The 22,213-nt window shown below is 66.6% G+C and carries 19 protein-coding genes; 16 read left to right on the top strand and 3 right to left on the bottom strand.

Features of this window, described 5'->3' with window-relative positions; translation table 11 throughout:
* Nucleotides 1-108: 108 nt before the first annotated feature.
* On the bottom strand, nt 109-657 hold the full coding sequence (locus tag WFI54_RS03425; RefSeq protein WP_336651384.1) for a hypothetical protein: 549 nt from the start codon (nt 655-657) through the stop codon (nt 109-111).
* A gap of 240 nt (nt 658-897) precedes the next feature.
* Between WFI54_RS03425 and dapA the strand changes: the two genes are divergently transcribed.
* The 4 genes from dapA to murJ all read left to right on the top strand — a co-directional run bounded on the left by dapA (nt 898) and on the right by murJ (nt 6,222).
* A complete protein-coding gene (dapA, locus tag WFI54_RS03420; protein ID WP_336651383.1) occupies nt 898-1,875 on the top strand; it encodes a 4-hydroxy-tetrahydrodipicolinate synthase in 978 nt (325 codons plus the stop codon).
* A gap of 82 nt (nt 1,876-1,957) precedes the next feature.
* Nucleotides 1,958-3,634 (top strand): ribonuclease J, encoded by a 1,677-nt coding sequence (locus tag WFI54_RS03415; protein ID WP_336651382.1) that lies wholly within the window; start codon nt 1,958-1,960, stop codon nt 3,632-3,634.
* Between the two features lie 4 nt (nt 3,635-3,638).
* Complete coding sequence (locus WFI54_RS03410) at nt 3,639-4,616, top strand: lipid II:glycine glycyltransferase FemX (protein WP_336651381.1); 978 nt, start codon at nt 3,639-3,641, stop codon at nt 4,614-4,616.
* A 13-nt stretch (nt 4,617-4,629) separates the two neighbouring features.
* Nucleotides 4,630-6,222, top strand: coding sequence for a murein biosynthesis integral membrane protein MurJ (gene murJ / locus WFI54_RS03405; RefSeq protein WP_336651651.1), 1,593 nt, complete (start codon nt 4,630-4,632; stop codon nt 6,220-6,222).
* Nucleotides 6,223-6,266: 44 nt separating this feature from the next.
* On the opposite strand, the gene WFI54_RS03400 is transcribed toward murJ, so the two are convergent.
* On the bottom strand, nt 6,267-7,370 hold the full coding sequence (locus WFI54_RS03400; RefSeq protein ID WP_336651380.1) for a lipid II:glycine glycyltransferase FemX: 1,104 nt from the start codon (nt 7,368-7,370) through the stop codon (nt 6,267-6,269).
* A 100-nt stretch (nt 7,371-7,470) separates the two neighbouring features.
* On the opposite strand from WFI54_RS03400, the gene WFI54_RS03395 reads away from it, so the two are divergent.
* The 11 genes from WFI54_RS03395 (at nt 7,471) to dapF (ending at nt 19,671) form a co-directional block, all read left to right on the top strand.
* On the top strand, nt 7,471-10,380 hold the full coding sequence (locus WFI54_RS03395) for an FtsK/SpoIIIE family DNA translocase (RefSeq protein ID WP_336651379.1): 2,910 nt from the start codon (nt 7,471-7,473) through the stop codon (nt 10,378-10,380).
* A 37-nt stretch (nt 10,381-10,417) separates the two neighbouring features.
* On the top strand, nt 10,418-11,014 hold the full coding sequence (pgsA, locus tag WFI54_RS03390) for a CDP-diacylglycerol--glycerol-3-phosphate 3-phosphatidyltransferase (protein WP_336651378.1): 597 nt from the start codon (nt 10,418-10,420) through the stop codon (nt 11,012-11,014).
* Complete coding sequence (locus tag WFI54_RS03385) at nt 11,011-11,580, top strand: CinA family protein (RefSeq protein ID WP_336651377.1); 570 nt, start codon at nt 11,011-11,013, stop codon at nt 11,578-11,580. Before pgsA ends, WFI54_RS03385 begins: the two co-directional genes overlap by 4 nt.
* 157 nt (nt 11,581-11,737) lie before the next feature.
* Nucleotides 11,738-12,058: a helix-turn-helix domain-containing protein gene (locus tag WFI54_RS03380; protein WP_024356255.1), complete on the top strand. Its 321-nt coding sequence runs from the start codon at nt 11,738-11,740 to the stop codon at nt 12,056-12,058.
* A 6-nt stretch (nt 12,059-12,064) separates the two neighbouring features.
* Nucleotides 12,065-12,286 carry a DUF3046 domain-containing protein gene (locus WFI54_RS03375; protein WP_336651376.1) on the top strand — a complete coding sequence of 74 codons (222 nt, stop codon included), beginning with the start codon at nt 12,065-12,067 and terminating at the stop codon, nt 12,284-12,286.
* Nucleotides 12,287-12,551: 265 nt separating this feature from the next.
* Entirely contained in the window at nt 12,552-13,649 is a 1,098-nt protein-coding gene (recA, locus tag WFI54_RS03370) for a recombinase RecA (protein ID WP_336651375.1), read from the top strand.
* Between the two features lie 4 nt (nt 13,650-13,653).
* The gene (locus WFI54_RS03365; RefSeq protein WP_336651374.1) at nt 13,654-14,598 is read left to right on the top strand and encodes a regulatory protein RecX; all 945 of its coding nucleotides are present in this window, start codon (nt 13,654-13,656) and stop codon (nt 14,596-14,598) included.
* A gap of 67 nt (nt 14,599-14,665) precedes the next feature.
* On the top strand, nt 14,666-16,213 hold the full coding sequence (miaB, locus tag WFI54_RS03360) for a tRNA (N6-isopentenyl adenosine(37)-C2)-methylthiotransferase MiaB (protein WP_336651373.1): 1,548 nt from the start codon (nt 14,666-14,668) through the stop codon (nt 16,211-16,213).
* 69 nt (nt 16,214-16,282) lie between these two features.
* Nucleotides 16,283-17,191 carry a tRNA (adenosine(37)-N6)-dimethylallyltransferase MiaA gene (gene miaA, locus WFI54_RS03355; protein WP_336651372.1) on the top strand — a complete coding sequence of 303 codons (909 nt, stop codon included), beginning with the start codon at nt 16,283-16,285 and terminating at the stop codon, nt 17,189-17,191.
* Between the two features lie 54 nt (nt 17,192-17,245).
* Nucleotides 17,246-18,550, top strand: coding sequence for a GNAT family N-acetyltransferase (locus tag WFI54_RS03350; protein WP_336651371.1), 1,305 nt, complete (start codon nt 17,246-17,248; stop codon nt 18,548-18,550).
* 245 nt (nt 18,551-18,795) lie between these two features.
* Entirely contained in the window at nt 18,796-19,671 is an 876-nt protein-coding gene (gene dapF / locus WFI54_RS03345) for a diaminopimelate epimerase (RefSeq protein ID WP_336651370.1), read from the top strand.
* Between the two features lie 98 nt (nt 19,672-19,769).
* Here dapF and WFI54_RS03340 read toward each other — a convergent pair whose 3' ends face one another.
* Nucleotides 19,770-20,375: a class I SAM-dependent methyltransferase gene (locus WFI54_RS03340; protein ID WP_336651369.1), complete on the bottom strand. Its 606-nt coding sequence runs from the start codon at nt 20,373-20,375 to the stop codon at nt 19,770-19,772.
* Nucleotides 20,376-20,486: 111 nt separating this feature from the next.
* On the opposite strand from WFI54_RS03340, the gene hflX reads away from it, so the two are divergent.
* The gene (hflX, locus tag WFI54_RS03335; RefSeq protein ID WP_336651368.1) at nt 20,487-22,154 is read left to right on the top strand and encodes a GTPase HflX; all 1,668 of its coding nucleotides are present in this window, start codon (nt 20,487-20,489) and stop codon (nt 22,152-22,154) included.
* Nucleotides 22,155-22,213: the final 59 nt, after the last annotated feature.

Here is a 22,213-nt window from a genome sequence, read left to right as displayed (position 1 = left end):
GCACAGGGTGTACTCGGGGGTATCGGACACAATTAGGCCCGATCAAGATGAAGAGCGTGGCGTGCTTGGGTTAGCCGCTTGTTGGCTAGTTCAGGGAGGCCAGATATGTCATTCTGGTCGGCGATGCTGCTGAGAGAATCCGGTGCGAACGTACCCAGAGCGTGCCCGGCAGGAGGCAGGTCGCAGACCGTTGAGGAACTCCGGGAAGACGTCGCCCATGTGCCAGATCTCCTGCGCCGTCGATCGGGCGAGTGCCCACCCGGTCTGGTACCACGAGGCATCGAGCACGAGCGGGACATTGATGTCGGGCCCTCGGAGTAGTTCGTTCGCGGCGTTCCGCCAGGTGTCGCTCCAAGCTGCGATCTTCTCGACGAGACCCAGGCTCAGGCCATAGCAGCTCGGCTCGGCTGTGTATCCGCAGCGTGTGTCCCAGAGCGGCCACTCGTGACCGTGATCGAGGAAAAAGCGCAGCCGATGCAGGTCCCCGTTCTTCTCACGCTGTGCGCGTTCTCTGGCCTGATCCAGGGTCGCAAATGACGGAACGACGAGTGGTTCGCCCGTCGCAGGATCAGTGATGCGAGGGCAACTTTCGGCACTGAAGACGGGAACTGGGGCGTCCGGGTCTATCGAGTCGAGATTGGTATCGATTTCCGGCATTCACGGGTTCCAGATCTTGGCTCTTCGAGTTCCGCGAACTCGAAGCAGTAGGGGATTCGAACTGAGCTCCCGAGGGAGTGCATCTATCGTAGGCGCTCGCTGAGGTCGTAGGAGAAATCGCTCTGCGAATGAGATGCATCCGGTAGGCGCACCGGCGAGCGCGACCCGCGTTCGGTCCGTTTCGGCCAGGGCGGTGGGTGTGCACGGGCCCGTGTCGGCGGAGTCCGGTAGCCTAGTACGGTGGCAATCCAGGAAAACCCCTTCGGTCAGGTGCTCGTCGCGCTCGTCACGCCCTTCCAGGCTGACGGCGAGGTCGATTGGCCTGCGGTCGAGAAGCACATTGACGACTGCATTCAGAGCGGTGCAGACGGCATCGTCGTCACCGGCACCACCGGCGAGACCTCAACGCTGACCGACCCCGAGAAGATCAAGCTCGTCGAGGTCGCAAAGTCGGTGTCGGCGGGCCGCGCCAAGATCATCACGGGCGGCGGATCCAACGAGACCGCGCACGCGATCGAGCTTTACAAGGCCAGCGAGAAGGCCGGCGCCGACGGTGTGATGATCGTCACCCCCTACTACAACAAGCCTACCCAGGCGGGCCTGCTCACCCACTTCCGCATGGTCGCAGACGCGACCGAGCTACCGGTGATCCTGTACGACATCCCCGGCCGCACGGGCGTGCCCATCAAGTACGAGACGATTCTGCGTCTCGCGAAGCACCCCAACATCCTCGCCGTGAAAGACGCCAAGGGTGATTTCAGCGAGGTGAGCCGTGTGCTCAACCAGACCGACCTGCTCTACTTCTCTGGCGACGACGCCAATGTGCTGCCGCACCTCTCCATCGGGGCCACCGGCCTCATCGGCGTCACCGCCAACATTGCCGCCGCTCCCTACCGCGCCATCGTCGATGCCGTCAACGCCGGCGATCTGCACACCGCCCGCGATGCGCACCAGCGTCTCGAGCCTCTGGTGCGCGCCGTGATGACCCACGTGCCCGGCACTGTCGCGGCGAAGTACATCCTGCACGGCCTCGGCCGTATCGGCAGCCCGCGCGTGCGCCTGCCCCTCGTGGGGCCGGAAGAGTGGGAAGCAGCCCTCATCGAGGACGAACTCGCCCTCGTGACCGACGTGCCCGGCGTCGATCTCTCGAACTTCAGGCCGGACCGCAATGCGGCCGCCGGCGGTGCCCTGCCCAAGATCGCAGGCACCACCCGCTAACGAAGCGGCCCCCTGAGCCTGTCGCAGGGGGAACCCGATAGCTGAATCCCCTCGACAGGCTCCGGGAACAGCCAAGGAACACATGACAAACCCCCCTTACGCACCGCCCAAGCTCGAAAAGGGCACCCTTCGCATCACCCCGCTCGGCGGTCTTGGCGAGGTCGGTCGCAATATGACCGTCTACGAAATCGGCGGCAAGCTGCTGATCGTTGACTGCGGTGTGCTCTTCCCCGAGGTGCAGCACCCCGGTGTCGACCTGATCCTCCCCGACATCACCAAGATCGAGCACCGTCTGAACGACATCGTCGCCGTCGTGCTCACGCACGGCCACGAAGACCACATCGGTGGCGTGCCCTACCTGCTGAAGATGCGCGAAGACATCCCTCTCGTGGGCTCGCGCCTCACGCTCGCCTTCGTCGAGGCGAAACTCAAAGAGCACCGCATCCGTCCCAAGACCCGTGTGGTGGCCGAGGGCGACCGCGTGCAGTACGGCCCCTTCGACCTCGAGTTCATCGCGGTCAACCACTCGATCCCCGACGCGCTTGCCGTTGCGATCCGCACCGAGGCCGGCCTGGTCATCGGCACCGGTGACTTCAAAATGGATCAGCTGCCGCTCGACGGCCGCATCACCGATCTGCGTGCGTTCGCGAAGCTCGGCGAAGAGGGCGTCGACCTCTTCATGACCGACTCGACGAACGCCGATGTGCCCGGCTTCACTCCGCTCGAAAAGAACATCGGGCCCGTCATCGAGCAGGTCATCGCGAAGACTCCCGGCAAGGTGGTCGTCGCCAGCTTCTCAAGCCACGTGCACCGCGTGCAGCAGGTGCTCGACGCAGCCCAGGCCAACGGCCGCCGGGTCGTGTTGCTCGGCCGTTCGATGGTGCGCAACATGAAGATCGCCTCCGATCTCGGCTACCTCAACGTGCCTGACGGCGTGCTCGTAGATCTCAAGAAGAGCGGCGACATCCCCGATCACCGCATCGTCTACATGTCCACCGGTTCGCAGGGTGAGCCGATGGCTGTGCTCAGCCGCATGGTGAACCGCGAGCACCAGGTCGAGGTGGGCGAGGGCGACACCGTGATCATGGCGTCGAGCCTGATCCCGGGCAACGAAACCTCCGTGTACCGCGTGATCGACGGCCTCATCAAGCTCGGCGCCAATGTCGTGCACAAGGGCAATGCGAAGGTGCACGTTTCGGGTCACGCCGCCGCAGGTGAACTGCTCTACTGCTACAACATCGTGCGCCCGAAGAACGTGATGCCGATTCACGGCGAATACCGCATGCTCGTCGCCAACGCCGCCCTCGCGATCGAGACCGGCGTGCCGCAGAACCGCACCGTCATCGCCGAGAACGGCACCGTCGTCGACCTCGCCGACGGGGTTGCCCGCGCCGTGGGTCAGCTCGACACCGAGTTCATCTACGTCGACGGCAAGAGCGTCGGCCGGGTCACGGACGACGATCTGCGCGACCGCCGCACGCTCGCCGAGGAGGGCTTCATCTCGGTGATCACCGTCGTCGAGCCCACCACGGCGCACATCGTCTCCGGCCCCGACATCCACGCGAAGGGTGTTGCCGAGGAGGCGCACGTCTTCGAGAAGATCAAGCCGCAGATCGCAGACGCGCTCGAAGCGGCGATGAAGGATGGCGTGACCGATCACCACCAGCTGCAGCAGATCACCCGCCGCACCGTCGGCCGCTGGGTCGGCACGAAGCTGCGCCGCAAGGCAATGATCGTGCCCGTCGTGGTGGTGGTGTAACGGTATGGCGAACTTCTTTCAGACGGAGCGCTGGTGGGAGTTTCAGCGCGCGCTGGGCGAAGAGGTTGTTTCAGGCCGTGGGGAAGGGTGGCACTATTTCGGCCGCATCGTGCGCGATGCGCTAGGGCCGTACCTCTACCTGCCCTATGGCCCGGTGGTTGCCGATGAGCGCACGCTTGACGCCGCGATCGCAGACGCGCGGGCCCAGGCGAAGCGTCTCGGCTGCTACCGCCTGGTGATCGAGCCGTCGCTGCCGATCACCCCGGAGCAGGCAGCTGCGCGCGGCAAGCGCATGCTCACCGGCTTCCAGCCGAGCCGCACCCACGTCGTCGACCTCACCCAGGACGAAGACGAGATCGTGCGCGGGATGAATGCGACCCGCCGCAAGCAGCATCGTGGTGCCGCGAAACGGGGCTACACCTTCGCCGAGTGCGATGACCCCGCAGACTACGATCTCGGTGTCGAACTGCTGCGTCTGACAGGCGAGACGCGCTCCTTCGAGGTGCGTGACGGCAGCTACTTCGAGCACTTCCGCGGTCTCGTCGAGGAAGGCATCGCGCGCGTGTTCGTCGCGAAGCACGAGGGCGAGACGAAGGTCGTCGGCTATGTGATCGACGACGAAGACACCCGCTACTACCTGTATGTGGGCCGCGATCTCTCGAACAACAGCATGCAGATCTCCGCGCCGTTCATCGTCTTCCTGATGCTCGATGCGAAGGCTCGCGGGCTGCGCACCTTCGACTTCTACGGCATCTCCGCTCGCGACGATGTGCCCGACGAGTGGACAGGCTTCACCGTCTTCAAGCGCACCTTCGGCGGCCACGCTGTGCAGTTCTCTGGTGCGTGGGAGATCCCGGTGAAGCCCGGCCGTTACGCGGTGCGCCGCAGCCTCGACGCCCTGCACGAGCTGCGGGCGAAGCTCCGCAGTCGCGGCGCGACTGGTGACGGTGCGACTGGCGACGGTTCTGCGGCGAAGGAGTAGCGCTGTGGGGATCATGCGCGCGAGCGCGGTGATGGCCGCGGGCACGATCCTGTCCCGCATCCTCGGCCTCGCGAAGGTCGTGGTGCTGGCGGCGGCGATCGGCCAGACCGCTTCGGTCTCGGCCGATGCGTTCGCGAACGGCAATATGCTGCCGAACACGGTCTACACGATCCTGTTGGGCGGCATGCTCAACGCGGTGCTGGTGCCGCAGATCGTGAAGGCGGCGCGCAACCCCGATGGGGGTGCCGGTTACATCAACAAGGTGCTCACCTTCGTGATCGTCGCGTTGACCGCGATCACGGTGCTCGCGATGGCTGCCGCGCCGCTTTTGGTGTTCCTGTTCCAGATGTCCTGGAGTGCAGATCAGCTGGCGTTGTCGGCGGCCTTCGCGTACTGGTGCCTCCCGCAGATCCTTTTCTACGGCATTTACACGGTGATGGGTGAGGTGCTGAACGCGCGCAGCGTGTTCGGCCCCTACACCTGGGCGCCGGTGCTCAACAACATCATCAGCATCGCCGGCATCATCGCGTTCATGGCGTGGTACGGTGCCGACCCGATGGGGGACCGCACCGCTGCCGACTGGACGCTGCCAGGTATTGCGCTGCTCGCAGGCAGTGCGACGCTCGGTGTGGTGGCGCAGGCGCTGATCCTGTTCGCTTCGTGGCGCCGCGCGGGCATCCGCTACCGCCCCGACTTCGTCTGGAAGGGCATGGGACTCGGCGCGACTGCGAAGATCGCGAGTTGGAGTCTCGCCATGATCGTCGTCATTCAGATCGGTGGCTGGGTGACCTCGAACGTGGTGGGCACGGCATCCGGTGCCGGGCCGTCGACCTCAGCGCTCGGCAATGCCTGGCTGGTGCTCATGCTGCCGCATTCGGTGCTTGCAGTGTCGCTCGCCACGGCGTATTTCACGCGCTTCTCCGAGGCGGGCCGTGACGGCCGTATGAATGACTTCCGCGGTGACTTCTCGGCGTCGGTGCGGCAGGTGTCGCTGGTCATGATGCTCGCGGCGGCGGCGATTTTCGCGGCCGCGTCGTTCCTGAGCCCGCTGATCGAACGGGGCGGGCCGGTACAGGTAGATCAGTTCGCCTTCGTGCTGCAGTGCTACGTGCTCTGCTTGGCTCCGTTCAGCTTCTTGTTCGTGGTGCAGCGATCCTTCTACGCGCTCTCCGACACCCGCACGCCCTTCATCTTCACGGTGGTGCAGCAGGTGGTGTTCGTGATGCTGACGCTGCTGTGCCTGTTCGTGCCGCTCGATGTGCGAGGTGCCGCGGTGACGGTGGCGTACTCAGTCGCCACCATCGTGCAAGCGGCACTCGCGACGATGCTGCTGCGGCGCAAGATCGGCCGGATCGACGGGCGCCGGGTGTTGGGTAGCCTGCTGCGGTTCGGCATCGCGGCGGTGCCCGCCGGAGCCGCCGGGCTGGCGGTCACCTGGTTGCTGCGCAGTGCGGTGCCCGGCTACAGCGTGGTGCAGGCCTTCGTGTTCGCCATTGCCGTCGGCGCAGTGGTCGCGGCGGTCTACATCGTCGCTCTTGTGGCGATGCGCTCCTCGGAGGTCGGCGAGGTTGTTTCGGTGCTGCGGCGCAGGCTCGGGCGAGGCTGAGTCAACGCTTTCTTGGGGGCGGATCCGAATCGAGCGCCCGCGCCTCAGTACAGGCCGATGTCGCGGTAGCGGCGTCGATGCAGTTTTGCGACGACACGCTCGCCGATCCGCTGCCACATGCGATACGCCGCGGGGCGCAGCACCAGATCGAAGGCACCGACGTAGTCGGTGCGTTCGCGTGCGAACGAGAGCTTGAAGAGCCCGAGCCCGTACGACGGGTGATCGTCGGTGCTCGTCGCCCACGCTGGGGCGATGCCGACGAGATCGATCTCGGTGGCACCCGCGTCGCGGGCGTCGAGCATCATCTGCCAGATGATGAGGTTCGACATGCCGGGGGAGACGCGGTCTCGCTCGGAGCCCCCATCTTTGTAGAAGGCGCGCTTGCCGATGACGATCATGTAGCTCATCACCGCGGGGGTGCCGTCGACGTCGATGGCGTAGAACCGGCCCTGGCCGCGTTCGGCGAAGCCTCGCCACAGCGATTCGGTGTATTCGCGGGGGCGCAGGGCGAGCTTCGCGTTGCCGCCGCCGACGAGTCGCATCAGCCGGTGCATCTGCTCGAAGGTTCCAGGTTCGGCGGGGAGGGTGCGCACGGTGACGCCGTCGCGCTGAGCGCGACGCACCATGTTGCGGCACTTCTTGTCGAAGCTTGCGAGCAGTGCGTCGTCGTCGCGGTCGAGCCGCACGATGGCGGTGCTCGCGCTGCCCTGAATTGCGGGGCGGCGGATCGCGCCGATGCGCTGCAGCTCTGCGGGCGGGGCGCCTTCGGTCTGTGCCGGGTCGGCGACGGTCACCGGGGGTTCAAAGGTGATGGCGAAGACATTGCGCTCGTGGGCACTTGCGAAGTCGCGCAGCGCGGTCATGTGCTCGGCAACCTCGGCCATGTCGGCGCCCGCCGGGCCGCGGGGGATGTACCAGAGCCGCCCGAGGAGGGGAATGCGTCGTTCGAGGATGAGCGCGATGCTGTATCGCACCCCGTCGCGTTCGAACACCACGCGGCGGTTGTGCCAGGCCACGAGCTGCTTGGTCTCGGCGAGGGTCGAGGAGGAGAGGAAATCGCCTCCGTCCGGGTTCTCTGCAAGGAGCGAGTCCCAGTCGGCTGTTTCCTGGGCTGTCGCGTATCGGGCGCGAAGCACGGGTGCACTCATGATGCACGAGTCTACCGGCAGGCCGTGGCCGCGCCGTCCGAAACGGCCGCACTCGGAGCGTCACCTCGCGAATGTCGGCAGTCGAACGTACCCTCGTAGCATGGCCAGCAAAACTTCGTCGCGCGAAAAATCGGGCAAGAGCACGGCACGGGGATCCCGCGCCGCGTCATCCCGTGCCACCGCGAAGACGCGGGTGCTCGCCGAGCCGGAGCCGCGCGAAAACGCCTTCGTGCGCTCCTGGAACGCGCTCGCCCACGCCATCGGCGGTGCCGCGCGCGCGTTCAGGCTTGAGCCGCTCGCCCCAGAAGATCGGCGCGATGGTATCCCGCTGCTGCTCATGCTGCTCGCGGTGGTGGGTGCCATCGTCGAATGGTTCATGATCGGGCAGCCGGTGGCCGTGCAGTTCGATGCGTGGTCGTTCGGCGGCCTGTTCGGGCGGGTGGCCTTCGGTTTGCCCATCATTATGGTCGGGTTCGCGCTGTGGCTGTTCAATCACCCGTCCAGCGTCAACGACAATCGGCGCATCGCGATTGGCCTGTTCATCGCCATCATGAGCGTGGCTGGTCTCTCGCACATCTATGGCGGTCGCCCCGTCCCCAGCGAGGGCATGCCCGCGCTGGCGGAGGCCGGCGGTTTGCTCGGATGGATGGTCGGCGCGCCCCTGCTCGCGCTGACGGTGTGGGTAGCCACACCGGTGCTGTCGCTGATGCTGTTGTTCTCGGTGCTCATCGTCACGAAGACCCCGCCCGGCCGCATTGTGCGGCGTCTGCGGGAGGCCTACGAATTCTTGTTCGGTGTGACCGATGGCGGCGACACAGCGCAGGACGAGGGCCGTCAGGCGAAGGCAAAGCGACGCGAGGGGTCACAGTCGCAGCAGGCCCTCTTCGATCTCGAAGACGAGACAGAAACCGGCGACGGATCGCTGCCGTGGTGGCGCCGCAACTCCTCGGGCCGTGAAGAAGATCCGGCCTACGCCGACGACAAATCAGCACTCGATTCGGCGCTCGATCCGAGCACCGCAGAAGAGCAGCACGACGGCGCCTTCGAATCGGCGCTCGCACCCGAAGCCGCCGATCCGTTCCCGGCGGGGCTCTTCGACGAACTCGAGCAGGCCGAGGCTGCCGTGGAGGCGGTCGGCGCAACGCGCGCTTCCGGGCTCGGCGACGACTCGTGGGACGACTTCTCGGATGCACCCGCTGATCCAGAGCCGGCGCCGTCTCCTGCGGCGGTTGCCGAGTCAGTCCCCTTCGCTGTAGCACCCCCGCACGATCCGAGCCAGCGCGCCGAGTACCTGCTGCCCGACCAGGGCACGCTGGCCGCTGGCGATGCCCCGAAGACGCACACCGATGCGAACGACCAGATCATGGCGGCTATCGCGCGCGTCTTCGAGGAGTTCAAGGTCGATGCGCGCGTGAGCGGATTCTCGCGAGGGCCGACGGTCACCCAGTACGAGGTTGAGCTGGGGCCTGGCGTCAAGGTCGAAAAGGTCACGGCGCTGTCGAAGAACCTCTCGTATGCGGTGGCCTCGAACGAGGTGCGCATTCTCTCGCCCATCCCGGGCAAGAGCGCGATCGGCATCGAGATCCCCAACAAGGATCGCGAGAACGTCGCCCTCGGTGACGTGCTGCGTTCGAACCGTGCGCAGCGCAGCCCGCACCCCATGACGATCGGCGTCGGCAAAGACGTGAAGGGCGGCTTCGTTGTCGCCAACTTGGCGAAGATGCCGCACCTGCTGGTGGCCGGTGCCACCGGCTCCGGTAAGTCGAGCTTCATCAACTCGATGATCACCAGCATCCTCATGCGGGCCACCCCCGCCGAGGTGCGCATGGTGCTCGTCGATCCCAAGCGCGTCGAGCTCACCGTCTACCAGGGCGTGCCGCACCTCATCACCCCCATCATCACGAACCCGAAGAAAGCGGCTGAGGCGCTGCAGTGGGTCGTGAAAGAGATGGACATGCGCTACGACGATCTGGCGAGCTTCGGCTTCCGCCACATCGACGACTTCAACGAGGCCGTCCGCTCCGGCTCGATCGTGCTGCCCGCTGGCAGCCAGCGGGTGCTCAAGCCCTACCCCTACCTGCTCGTGGTGGTCGACGAGCTCGCAGACCTCATGCTCGTCGCCCCGCGAGACGTCGAAGACTCCATTCAGCGCATCACGCAGCTCGCCCGTGCCGCCGGCATCCATTTGGTGCTCGCCACGCAGCGCCCCTCCGTAAACGTCGTCACCGGTGTGATCAAGTCGAATGTGCCCAGCCGCTACGCCTTCGCGGTGGCCTCCGGCACCGACTCCCGCGTCATCCTTGACGAGGTCGGCGCCGAGCGCCTGATTGGTCAGGGTGACGGCCTGCTACTGCTCAACGGCGAATCCACCCCGATGCGCGTGCAGGGCGCGTGGGTAGGAGAGGCCGAGATTGCAAAGGTTGTGGCCCACGTCAAGGCGCAGGCCCAGCCGGAGTACCGCCCCGATGTGGCGCAGGTCGCCGAGAAGAAGGAGATCGACGAAGACATCGGAGACGACCTCGAAGTGCTGCTCGCGGCCATCGAGCTGGTGGTCACTTCGCAGTTCGGATCCACCTCGATGTTGCAGCGCAAGCTACGTGTCGGTTTCGCGAAGGCGGGGCGTCTGATGGACCTCATGGAGTCCCGCGACATCGTGGGCCCCTCGGAAGGTTCGAAGGCGCGAGACGTGCTCGTGTCGCCCGAGCAGTTGCCCGAGGTGCTTGCGAAGATCAAGGGTGGCTCGGTCGCCCCGACGCCGTTCCAGCAGCCTGTCGCTGCGGAGCCTCCCGCTGCCCTGATGGAACCGCAGTCGGCTCCTCCCACCACGCCATTGCCCGGGGTGCCCGATGGCGCAAGCGACTCAGCCACCGATGTGATCGAGCCTCTCACCGAGACCCGCGGTTTCGGAGATGAGCGCTACGACGACCCTGTTGCGAAGTACCAGGCCACGCTTGAAGAGGTCGATGGCGACGACGACGAAGACGCCTGGCAGCTGACAGGTCGTGAGTAGCCGCGGTCGGCCGTCGGCGAGCGAACACGAGGAAGAGATGACCGCACAGCAACCACAGGCGAAGCCGAGCAACTGGAACGCGCCCAACATCATCACGGGCGCGCGCATTGTCGCCACCCCGTTCTTCCTCTGGATGCTGTTGGCCGACGGCGGCGAGAATGGACCGTTGCGCTGGGCTTCGGCGGTGTTCTTCGTTGTCGCGATCGCCACTGACGCCTGGGACGGCCACATTGCGCGCTCCCGGGGTCTGATCACCGACCTCGGCAAGCTGCTTGATCCGATCGCAGACAAGGCCCTCACCGGTGCCGCCCTCGTCGGGCTGTCGATACTGGGTGAGCTGCCGTGGTGGATCACCGTCGTGGTGCTGGTGCGCGAGATCGGCATCACAGTGCACCGTCTCATGATCGCCCACGATGTTGTCGTCGCTGCGGCCTGGATGGGCAAGCTCAAGACCGTCGCCCAGTCCGTTGCCATCACGCTGGCGCTGCTACCACTTGCGGCCGTGCTCGGCCCGGCAGCACCGTTCGCCTACTGGGCGAACGTGTTCACCATGACCGTAGCAGTGGTGCTCACCATCGTCAGCGGCATCGACTACGTTGTTGCGTTCGCGAAGGCGCGTCGAGGCCGCCAGTGAAACCCGCGGGGGAGTCTGCGTCGCGAGTCGGTGGTGAACTCGCACGTGCGGTCGTGGAGATCGCTGTCGCCAGGGGGCTGCGAATTGCCGTTGCGGAGTCGTTGACCGGGGGCTTACTCGCCGACGCGTTCGTATCAGTGCCCGGTTCATCGCAGGTCTTCTCGGGCGGAGTGGTCGCCTACGATACTGCGCTGAAGCAGTCGGTTCTGGGGGTAGACGGGGAGCGGCTGCAGCAGACCGGCCCCGTTGACGGCGAGGTGGCACGGCAAATGGCCAGCGGTGTGCGGCAGCTCTGCGCGGTGCCCCGTGAGTCGGCAACTGCGTCGCTGCCCGCCGATATCGGTCTCGCGACGACCGGTGTAGCTGGCCCGGAGCCGGATCCGCAGACCGGGCAAGCCGTTGGCACCGTGTGGATCGGACTTAGCGTGGGGGAGCGCACGCGCGCCGTCGAATTTGCGTTTTCGGGTGATCGGGGCGAGATCCGCCGCGATTCGGTGTCTGCGGCCCTCGGGCTGCTGCTCGCGGAGCTGGGTAGTTCGTCGAGCAGTGAACTTGAGTCAGACTGACTCAAGTTCAGCAAAGTTTCAGGAATAGGCGCGGTAATGTCGGGGTTATTCCCAGTGACTCCCTCCAGACTGGAGTGGCGTCCCCGCCTCGGTGGCTTGTCGATGAGCGGGTATTGTGGAGGCATGACCCCTGGTCGTGCAGTAAAGGAGGGTTCACATGGTGCTGATGCGTCAAGAGATCGGTGACGTGCTGCGTGACTTCCGTCTGCAGAAGGGGCGCACGCTCCGACAGGTTGCCGGCGACGCGAGTGTTGCGCTCGGTTACCTCAGTGAGGTGGAGCGCGGGCAGAAGGAGGCCTCGAGCGAGATCCTCGCGGCGGTCGCCGATGCGCTCGATACGCCGCTCTCGGTCATTATGGGCGAGGTGAGCGAACGCCTTGCTGTTGTTGAGGGGCTCGCGATGCCGCTCGCCGGGCGGGTGCCTGATACGGTGCCTGCCGAACTCATGTCGGGATACGCTCCCGAACTGGTGTCGTAGCGCTTCGTGAAGCTGAGCGAGTTTCGTCGCGCCTGCGCCGCTGAATTCGGTGCCGACTATGCGGGAGTGCTGATTCGGGACCACTGGCTCGCCGCGCTCGGGGGAACGCCCGGAGATGCGCTTGAGCGCGGCGTGCCGCCCCGCGATGTCTGGGGGGCGCTGTGCGCTGACCTCGATGTGCCGCTTGAACGGCGGCATGGGCGGGGTCTGCGCGATCCTCGCGAGTGACGCGAGCGCTCCGTGGTTGGCCGTGAAGGCGACACGCCTATTCGCCCGTTCGAAGATATGTTCGATTCGTGGTAGCTTCGTGCACAGGTAGTCGGTTTGCCCAACTTATCCTCAGATTCGCCGCTCGATCCAAGAATGTCAGTGGTCGGTTCTAGGGTGTGAAGCACACCGAATATCGATGCCTTGTCTACTCCGTGATCGGGGTCGAGACAGTCGATAGGCAGCAGACCAGCGGCGTGGCCGCGCACATCGAAGGAGCAAGATCATGGCAGCAGCATCGAAGTCGCCCGCGGGGCCTCCCAAGGATCGCGAGAAGGCGCTTGAAGCGGCACTCGCGCAGATCGACAAGAACTTCGGCAAGGGTGCGATCATGCGCATGGGCAGTGTTGAGCGCGCGCCCGTCGAGGTGATTCCCACTGGCTCGGTCGCTCTCGATGTCGCGCTCGGCATCGGCGGTCTGCCGCGCGGTCGCATCATCGAGATCTACGGCCCCGAGTCCTCGGGCAAGACCACGCTTACGCTGCACGCCATCGCCAATGCGCAGCGCGCCGGCGGTATCGCCGCCTTCATCGACGCCGAGCACGCGCTCGACCCGGAATACGCCAAGAAGCTCGGCGTCGACATCGACGCGCTGCTCGTCGCTCAGCCCGACACGGGTGAGCAGGCACTCGAGATCGCAGACATGCTCATTCGCTCAGGCTCGGTCGACCTTGTCGTCATCGACTCCGTTGCGGCCCTCGTGCCGAAGGCCGAGATCGACGGCGAGATGGGTGACAGCCACGTCGGTCTGCAGGCCCGTCTCATGTCGCAGGCGCTGCGCAAGATCACCGGCAGCCTGAACGCCACCAAGACCACCGCCATCTTCATCAACCAGCTGCGCGAGAAGGTCGGCGTGTTCTTCGGCAGCCCCGAAACCACCTCCGGTGGCAAGGCGCTCAAGTTCTATGCCTCGGTGCGCCTCGACATCCGCCGCATTCAGACGCTGAAGGATGGTGCCGATGCGGTGGGCAACCGCACCCGCGTCAAGGTGGTCAAGAACAAGATGGCCCCACCCTTCAAGCAGGCCGAGTTCGACATCCTCTACGGCATCGGTATCTCCCGTGAGGGCTCCCTCATTGACTACGGCGTCGAGCACGGCTTCATCAAGAAGAGCGGTGCCTGGTTCACCTACGACGGCGACCAGCTGGGTCAGGGCATGGAGAATGCCCGCCGCTTCCTCATCCAGAACCCCGATATTGCGGCGGAGATCGAGGAGAAGATCCTCACGAAGCTCGGCGTGAACGGGCGTAGCGAAGAGGCCGAAGAGGCGGCTGCTCCGGCTGCTGCTCCGGCAGTCGAGCCCGAGCAGCGCGCGAGCGCCTAAACCCGTGGCCGTTCGATTCTTGCCTCCTCCCGAAGAACGCCCCGCAGGCGGGGAGGAGAGCCGGCAAGATCTGGCCGAGGTCATCGAGCTGCGGTCGCTGCTCGGTGGCCGGGGCTGGGGTCAAGCGGGTGCAGCCGCGACACAAGGCGCTGATATCGCTGTTGCAGGTGGTACTGAGCCTGAACGCGGAGTTGAGGCTGAATCTGTACGGGAGGCTGAGGCTGAGGCCGAACGCGAAGCTGAGGCTGAAGTTCACGGCGACGGCGATGCAGAGGTATCGACCGTCACGGATGCGTCTTCGGGCTTTCGGCGCATTGTGAGCATCGACGCGTTCCGTGCGGGGTCGCCTATCGGCGAGCGTGACGATCTCACCCAGCCCGTCGATGCCGTCGATCCAACGAAGGTCGCTGATCCCGCTGAGCCAGTCAATCCCATCGTTCCTGCTGATGCCGCCGAAAGCGAGCGCAGCTCGGCCTATGACGACGGGGTGCGGCTGCTCGCCCGCCGCGCCCGATCGAGTGGCGAGCTGCGCGATGAACTGCAGCGACTCGACCATCCCGCGCACGCTGTCGAGGCCGTCATCGACGAGTTCGAGCAGAGCCATTACCTTGACGATGCCGGCCTCGCGAGGGCGGTCACCGAGAAGCTTCGCGACACCAAGCGCGCCAGCCGTGGGCAGATTCGCGTCAAACTACGCGAACGGCGCCTGCCCGATGCAATCATTGAAGCGGCGCTCGGTGAGCTCGATATCGACGAAGAATTCGCCCTGCTGCGCGAAACCGCGCGGGATCGCGCCCGCAAGCTCGGCGGGCTCGACCGCCAGACGGCGGAGCGGCGGCTGCTCGGCTTCCTCGCCAGACGAGGCTGGTCGGGCGAGCCCGCGATGCGAGCAGCCCGTGAAGCGCTCGACGGTTCCTCTTCAGGGGGATCGGGGGTGCGGTTTCGCTGAGGCGCGCGTGCGGCGCGGTGACGGGCGCGCGGATTGGCGCAATGATCCGCGACGGTAGAATTTCGGCATGACCATCGTCACAGCCGAACCGACCGAGATCGCCCCGTCGCCCGCCGCGCTCCGGCCCGACGGAAGCCCCCGCAGTTACACGGTGCGCACCCTCGGCTGCCAGATGAACGTGCACGACTCCGAACGCCTCTCGGGCTCCCTCGAAGCCGCCGGCTACGTCGCAGCCGAAGACGCCGACGGCGCCGACGTGATCGTCATCAACACCTGCGCGGTGCGAGAGAACGCCGCCAACAAGCTCTACGGCAACCTCGGCTACCTCGCCGGGGTGAAGCGCGAGCGCGAGGGAATGCAGATCGCGGTCGGTGGCTGCCTCGCCCAGAAAGACCAGGGCACCATCGTCGAGAAGGCACCTTGGGTCGATGTCGTCTTCGGCACCCACAACATGGGTTCCCTGCCCGCCCTCCTTGAACGCGCCCGCCACAACCACGAGGCGCAGGTTGAGATCCTCGAATCGCTCGAGACCTTCCCCTCAACCCTGCCCACGAAGCGCGATTCCGCGTCGAGCGGCTGGGTGTCGATCTCCGTCGGCTGTAACAACACCTGCACCTTCTGCATCGTGCCCGCCCTGCGCGGCAAAGAGAAGGACCGCAGACCGGGCGACATTCTTGCCGAAGTGCAAGCCCTCGTCGACGACGGTGCCATCGAGGTGACGCTGCTCGGCCAGAACGTCAACACCTACGGCGTCGAGTTCGGCGACAGGCAGGCGTTCGGCAAGCTGCTGCGCGCAATGGGTGAGATCGAAGGCCTGGAACGCGTGCGATTCACCAGCCCGCACCCCGCGGCCTTCACCGACGACGTCATCGCAGCGATGGCCGAAACCCACAACGTTATGCCGTCGCTGCACATGCCGCTGCAGTCGGGCTCCGACACGGTGCTCAAGGCGATGCGCCGCTCATACCGCTCCAAGAAGTTCCTCGGCATTCTCGACGCGGTGCGCGAGCGCATCCCCAACGCTGCCATTACCACCGACATCATCGTCGGCTTCCCCGGCGAAACCGACGCCGACTTCGAAGACACCTTGCGCGTGGTCGAACAGTCCCGGTTCTCGAGCGCCTTTACCTTCCAGTACTCGATCCGACCAGGCACACCCGCGGCGACCATGGACGGGCAGTTGCCGAAGGCGATCGTGCAAGAGCGCTACGAACGTCTGCTCGCACTGCAAGAGCGCATCTCGCTGGAAGAGAACCACGCGCAGATCGGGCGCACCGTCGAAGTGCTCGTCTCAGTGGGCGAAGGCAAGAAAGACGCCGCCACACGTCGTCTCTCAGGCCGCGCAGAAGATAACCGCCTCGTGCACTTCGCCGTGCCCGAGGGCGCCGAGGAGCCCCGGCCGGGCGACACTGTCACCGTGCAGGTGACGGCCGCCGCCCCGCACTTCCTCATCGCCGACCTCACCGGCACCTACGCGGTGCGCCGCACCCGCGCAGGCGACGCGTGGGATCGCCGGCAGGCAGAAAGCTGCGGTGTGCCGGCACCGGCGGCAGCCGGTGCCCCCCGGGCCGTCAGCCTTGGGCTGCCAACGCTCCGCACCCGCGACACACGATGAAGCTGCCGATCGCCGATGTCTTCGCCCGTATGCGGCACCGCGGCCGACGTCGTCTCAGCGGCGGCAGCCATGACTAGGCAGCCGCGACTCTGGGCCGTCGTCGGCGCCACCGGCACCGGAAAGTCAGCGCTCTCGCTCGATCTGGCCGAGCGCCTTGCCGCGGCAGGGCGATCCGCCGAGATCGTGAACGCCGACGCGATGCAGCTCTACCGGGGCATGGACATCGGCACGGCCAAACTTCCCTTCGCCGAACGCCGAGGCATCCCGCACCACCTCTTCGATGCGCTCGACCCGAGAGAGGAGGCTGCCGTCGCCTGGTATCAGCCCGTGGCGCGCGAGACGGTGACGGAGATCCACGCTCGCGGCGCCGACGCGATCCTGGTCGGAGGATCCGGGCTCTACGTGTCGAGCGTCATCTACGATTTCGCGTTCCCTCCGCGAGACGACACCCTGCGTGCGAGCCTCGAAGCCGAACTCGCCGAGGGAGGCGTCGATCCGCTGCTCGCTCGGCTCAGCGATCTGGCACCCGAGGCCGCGGCGGCCGTCGACGCCCGCAACCCCCGCCGCGTGGTGCGCGCGCTCGAAGTCGCCATGCTCGGCGGCGATGCGCGGGTGACGCTACCGGAGAAGCCGGCCCTGTGGTGCACCGAAACCCGCATCATCGGAGTGCATTGCGAGCGGGCGACGCTTGTGGAACGCCTCGATCGGCGGGTCGAGCACATGTGGGCCGACGGGCTGCTCGACGAAGTGCGCGGGCTGATCCCGAACCGCCTCGAACAGGGGAAGACCGCGAGCCGAGCCATCGGTTACGCGCAGGCCCTCGCCGAACTGCGCGGCGACGCGACCCGTGACGAGGCGATTGCCGAGACGCAGGCGCTCACGAGGCGCTACGCCCGCCGTCAGGTGAGCTGGTTCAAGCGCTACCCGGACATCACCTGGGTCGACGGCCCGGCCGCTGAACAGCTCGATCTCGCCTGAGTGCTGCCGAATCACCCCTATTCGGGCCTGAAACCCAGCCCGTAGGGTGGAACCATGATGCAGCCAGATGCGCAGACAGTCGACCTGGATCAGGTCTCCCTCGAGCAGCTTCGGAACGAGGGCCTTGACTACCGGCGGGTGGATCCCGCCGACGAGCCCGCGCTCGACAATCTCACCCGCGCCATCGCGCGCGGTTTCATTGAGGAGGAGCCGAGCGAGGAGACTGTGATTGCCGCCCGCCCCGGCCAAGCGGGTCGTCGCCTGGTCGGCGTGTTCGATGCGACAAGCCCGCAAGCCGAGCTTCCCGTAGCAACGGTCGGATCATGGATCGCGCCCGTGACGGTGCCCGGCGGTGAGCTACCCATGTGGGCGGTGAGCGAGGTCACCGTGGCCGGCACGCACCGTCGACGCGGGATCGCGCGGGCCATGCTCGAGGGGGAACTGCGTGCCGCGGCCGCAGCGGGGGTGCCGCTTGCCGGTCTCACCGTGTCTGAAGCGACGATCTACGGTCGCTATGGGTTCGGGCCGGCTACCTGGCACACACGAGTGTCGGTCGACACGCGGCGTGCGGGATGGGTGGGGGTCGAACCCGAGGGGGCGGTGCAGTTTCTCGACAGGGACGCCACGGCCGTGGCGCTGGGCGAGCTGCACGAGCGCACGCGCAACTCGCGGGTGGGAGAGATCCCTGGGTGGCCGCTGCTCTGGCAGCAGATTTCCGGGGCGAAACCGGGTGAGCCGCACGCCGCTGCGATTCGGGGCGTGCGCTACATCGATGGCGGGGGAGAGCTGCGCGGGGCGATGGCGTACCGCATCATCGAGTCCGACGAAGATTGGGCGCGGTCGCGGTTGGAGGTCCGCCACCTCATCGGCGAGACCCCCGAAGCGCGCGCCGCGCTCTGGCGGTACGCACTGCAACACGACCTCATTGGCACGGTGATCGCGCAGCTGCGGCCCGTGGATGAGCCGCTACCGTGGTTGCTCGCCGATGCGCGCGCCGCGAAGCTCAAGACGGCGGATCACGGCTGGTTACGCATTCTCGATCTGCCTGCAGTGATCGCGGCCCGTAGCTTCGCGGCGCCGATCGATATCGTGCTGCGTGTGGCGGATTCCCTCGGCTTCACCGAGGGCGTGTGGCGGGTGGAGGCTGCAGCTGACGGTGCGGGCCGGGCTACCGCGGTGCCAGGGGCGGAGCCCGACATCGAGCTGGGGGTTGCCGAGCTGTCGTCGCTCTACCTCGGCGGGGTTTCGGCGCGCTCGCTTGCCGAAGCCGGTCGGCTGCGCGGTGACGCCGCGGCGATCGCGAGTCTCGACGCGGCCCTGCACATCGCGGGCGCACCCTTCCTCAGCATCTGGTACTGAGCGGATCGCCCGGCCCTTCCCCCTGCGCCGCAACCCGCCCCGCGCTTCCGGCCAAACACCCCATCGAGGTCACCCGTGTGGCCCTTTCGGCCCCGGGATTGGGGCCACACGGGTGACCTCAATGATCGAGAGGGGCGTGGGCGGGTGTCGGGGCAAGGGTGATAGCAGGGGCAGAGAGAAGGGCCGGGCGGGGATGACGTGACGCGGCGGAAGGGGCACGAAGCGCCGGGCCCTAGACTTGAGGAATGACTACCCTCGCGTTCACCAAGGGCCACGGCACGGGCAACGACTTCGTGCTCTTCACCGACCCCGACGGCGAGCGCTCGCTCACTCCCGAGCAGATCCGCTTCCTCTGCGACCGCCGCTTCGGCATTGGCGCCGACGGTGTGATTCGTGCGGTGCGCTCGCGGGCGCTCCCCGAGGGTGCGGCCTCCCTCGCGGAGGAGCCGGAGGCCGAGTGGTTTATGGACTACTGGAACGCTGACGGCACCCCCGCCGAGATGTGCGGCAACGGCATTCGCGTCTACGCGCACTACCTGATCAGCGAGGGGCTGGTCGCCCCTGAACGCCGTGACACGCTGCCGATCGGCACCCGCGCCGGTGTGAAAGATGTGCTCGCCGGGGTGTCGGGCTACACCGTCGATCTGGGCCGCTGGCGTCTCGCTGAGGAGCGGTTGGTCTCGGCTGCCGGCCTTGATATTGCCCGCCCCGGCCTTGGCATCGACCTCGGCAACCCGCATGTGGTGACGGCGCTCGCGCACGCAGGCGAGCTCGACGGCCTCGATCTGCACCGAGCTCCGGGGCTCGACCCGGCGCCCGCGCAGGGGGCGAACATCGAGTTCGTTGTGCCTGAAGATCCGCTGGTGAAGGACGGTGTGGCCCGCATCCGTATGCGCGTGCACGAGCGGGGCGTGGGCGAGACGCTTTCCTGTGGCACGGGCACCGCGGCGGCCGCGCTCGCGTTCCGTCACTGGGGTGGCGAGGGCATGCCGAACCACTGGCGCATCGATGTCCCCGGCGGGCGCCTCGCGGTGCGCATGTTCCCCACTGAGGAGGGTGAGCACGTGTCGCTGAATGGCCCGGCTGAGCTGATCTACTCAGGGGAGATCGAGCTGCCGTAGAGCGGCAAGCAGGGTAGCGGATCGCGGATCGCGGATCGCGGATCGCGGATCGCGGATCGCTCGGCCTGCGCGCGCCGCGCTCCGCAGGGACTCCCGAGCTACGCCCGCGCTTCGATGACGTGGAACCCCTTGTCGCGGCCTGCACGGGACACGTCGAGCTCGCTGAACTCCGCCGCGATCCACCGCTGCAGTGAGTCTGCACCCAGATGCTTCGCAACGACCAGATAGGCGGCGGCTCCTGGGCTGAGCCGCGGCAGCCAGAGACGCAGGATTCCGTGCAGCACCTCTTTGCCGACCCTGATGGGAGGGTTCGAACGAATCTCGGCAAAGGTGATGTCCTCCGGCACCTCCTCAGGGGCTGCAACGCGCACCCCGTCGAGGCCGAGACGGCGGGCGTTCTCCCGGGTGAGCTCGCGTGATCGCTCGTTGACGTCGACAGCCCAGACCTCGCGCTCGGGGGCGGTGAGGGCGGCATCGAGCGCGATGGGCCCCCAGCCGCAGCCGATATCGAGCACCGGGCCGACCGGGGCGTTGGCCAGATCAGGCACTGTGCGCAGCAGCACTTCGGTGCCGCGGTCGAGGTGCTCTGGGCTGAAAACGCCGCCGGCCGTGAGCACGCTGCGCGATGATCCGCCGAGCATCGCGCTGATTTCGCGGGGGCGGAAGTCGCCTGAGGGCGCCTCTGAGAAGTAGTGCTGAGTCACCTTCTCAGTATCCCAGGCCGCCGCATGTCTCGTGGGCGGCAGGCTCTGCGGATCGCGCTGTGGGCGAACTGACGGCGTGCGCGGCACGATCCGACGTACACTGGAGGCCAGATGACAGAACGTTTCACTGAAGAATCAGAACTCGACGAGGCCGTCGCAGCCGAGCAGGCCGATCGCAGCGCGCGGCGCGAAGCCGATGCAGCCGACGTAGACGATACTGCTGGCTCCGATGCCACAGCCCCCGACAGCGCAGACCCGCTCGACAGGCTGTTCGCACGTGCGGCGCGCGGCGGCTCGGCTACTGTGATCCGCGACACCAGCGAACGCGGATCCGGCATCGACAACCTCACCGGTGGCGCACAGGCGCTCGGTGATGCCGCCCACGATCAACTCGCTGAAGACCTTGAGCTGATCCGCCTCGAACGCGAGGAGCGCGCCTCGCTCACCCGTGTCGGCAGCCTCTCCACTGAGCTTGAAGACGTCACCGAGGTGGAGTACCGCCAGCTGCGGCTGGAGAACGCGGTGCTTATTGGTTTGTACACGGGCTCTTCGGGCGACGGGCTTGAGGATGCCGAGAACTCGCTGCGCGAGCTTGCGGCCCTCGCCGAGACGGCGGGCGCGCGCGTGCTCGACGGTCTGCTGCAGCGCCGCGCGAACCCCGACCCTGCCACCTACCTCGGCAAGGGCAAGGCTCAGGAGCTTGCCGAGCTCGTGGCCGCTGTCGGTGCCGACACCGTCGTGGCTGACACCGAATTGGCCCCCAGCCAGCGGCGCGCGCTCGAAGACGTGGTGAAGGTGAAGGTGATCGACCGCACCGCGGTGATCCTCGACATTTTCAGCCAGCACGCGAAGAGCCGCGAGGGCAAGGCCCAGGTCGAGCTCGCTCAGCTGCAGTATCTGCTGCCGCGCCTGCGCGGTTGGGGTGAGTCGATGTCGCGTCAGGCAGGCGGCCAGGTTGGTTCGGCGGGTGCCGGTATGGGATCTCGAGGCCCCGGTGAGACGAAGATGGAGCTTGATCGCCGCAAGATCCACACCCGCATGGCGAAGCTGCGCAAGCAGATCGCCGGTTTCGCTCCCGCTCGCGATGCGAAGCGAGCGAATCGCAAGCGTGGCGAGGTGCCATCGGTGGCGATCGCGGGCTACACGAACGCGGGCAAGTCGAGCCTGCTGAACCGCCTCACGGGCACGCAGGAGCTGGTGCAGAACCAACTTTTCGCCACGCTTGACACGGCGGTGCGTCACTCCGAGACCGCTGACGGGCGCAGCTTCACCTACGTCGACACCGTCGGGTTTGTGCGCAATCTGCCGCACCAGCTTGTCGAGGCGTTCCGCTCCACCTTTGAGGAGGTCGGCGAAGCCGATGTGATTCTGCACATCGTCGACGGTTCGCACCCGGATCCCGCCGCCCAGCTCCGCACGGTGCGCGAGGTGATCGCAGAGGTCGACGCCCAGGGCATCCCCGAGATCGTCGCCTTCAACAAGGCCGATCTGCTCGACGAGTCGCAGCGGCTGGTGCTGCACGGGCTTGCTCCTGACGCGGTGTTCGTGTCGGCGCGTTCGGGTGAGGGCATTGAGGAGTTGCGGCGGCGCATCACCGCGGCGCTGCCGGTTCCGGATCGCGAGGTCACCGTCGTGGTGCCCTACGACCGTGGCGATCTCGTTGCCGAGCTGCACGAGCGCAACCGCGTGCTGTCGACCGAGTACGTGGCAGAGGGCACTCGAGTGCGTGCCTATGTCACCGGTGAGATGCTCGCAAAATTGCAGCCCTATCTGGGGTAAACAGGTCACCCGGGGCGGCGGCATGGCCCGGGCGTAACACTTCGTAGTTCATACAGCGC

This window comes from Leucobacter sp. MMO-125 (genome assembly GCF_037148395.1).
In the GTDB taxonomy this organism is placed as follows: domain Bacteria; phylum Actinomycetota; class Actinomycetes; order Actinomycetales; family Microbacteriaceae; genus Leucobacter.
This window is presented reverse-complemented; position numbering and strand designations above follow the sequence as displayed.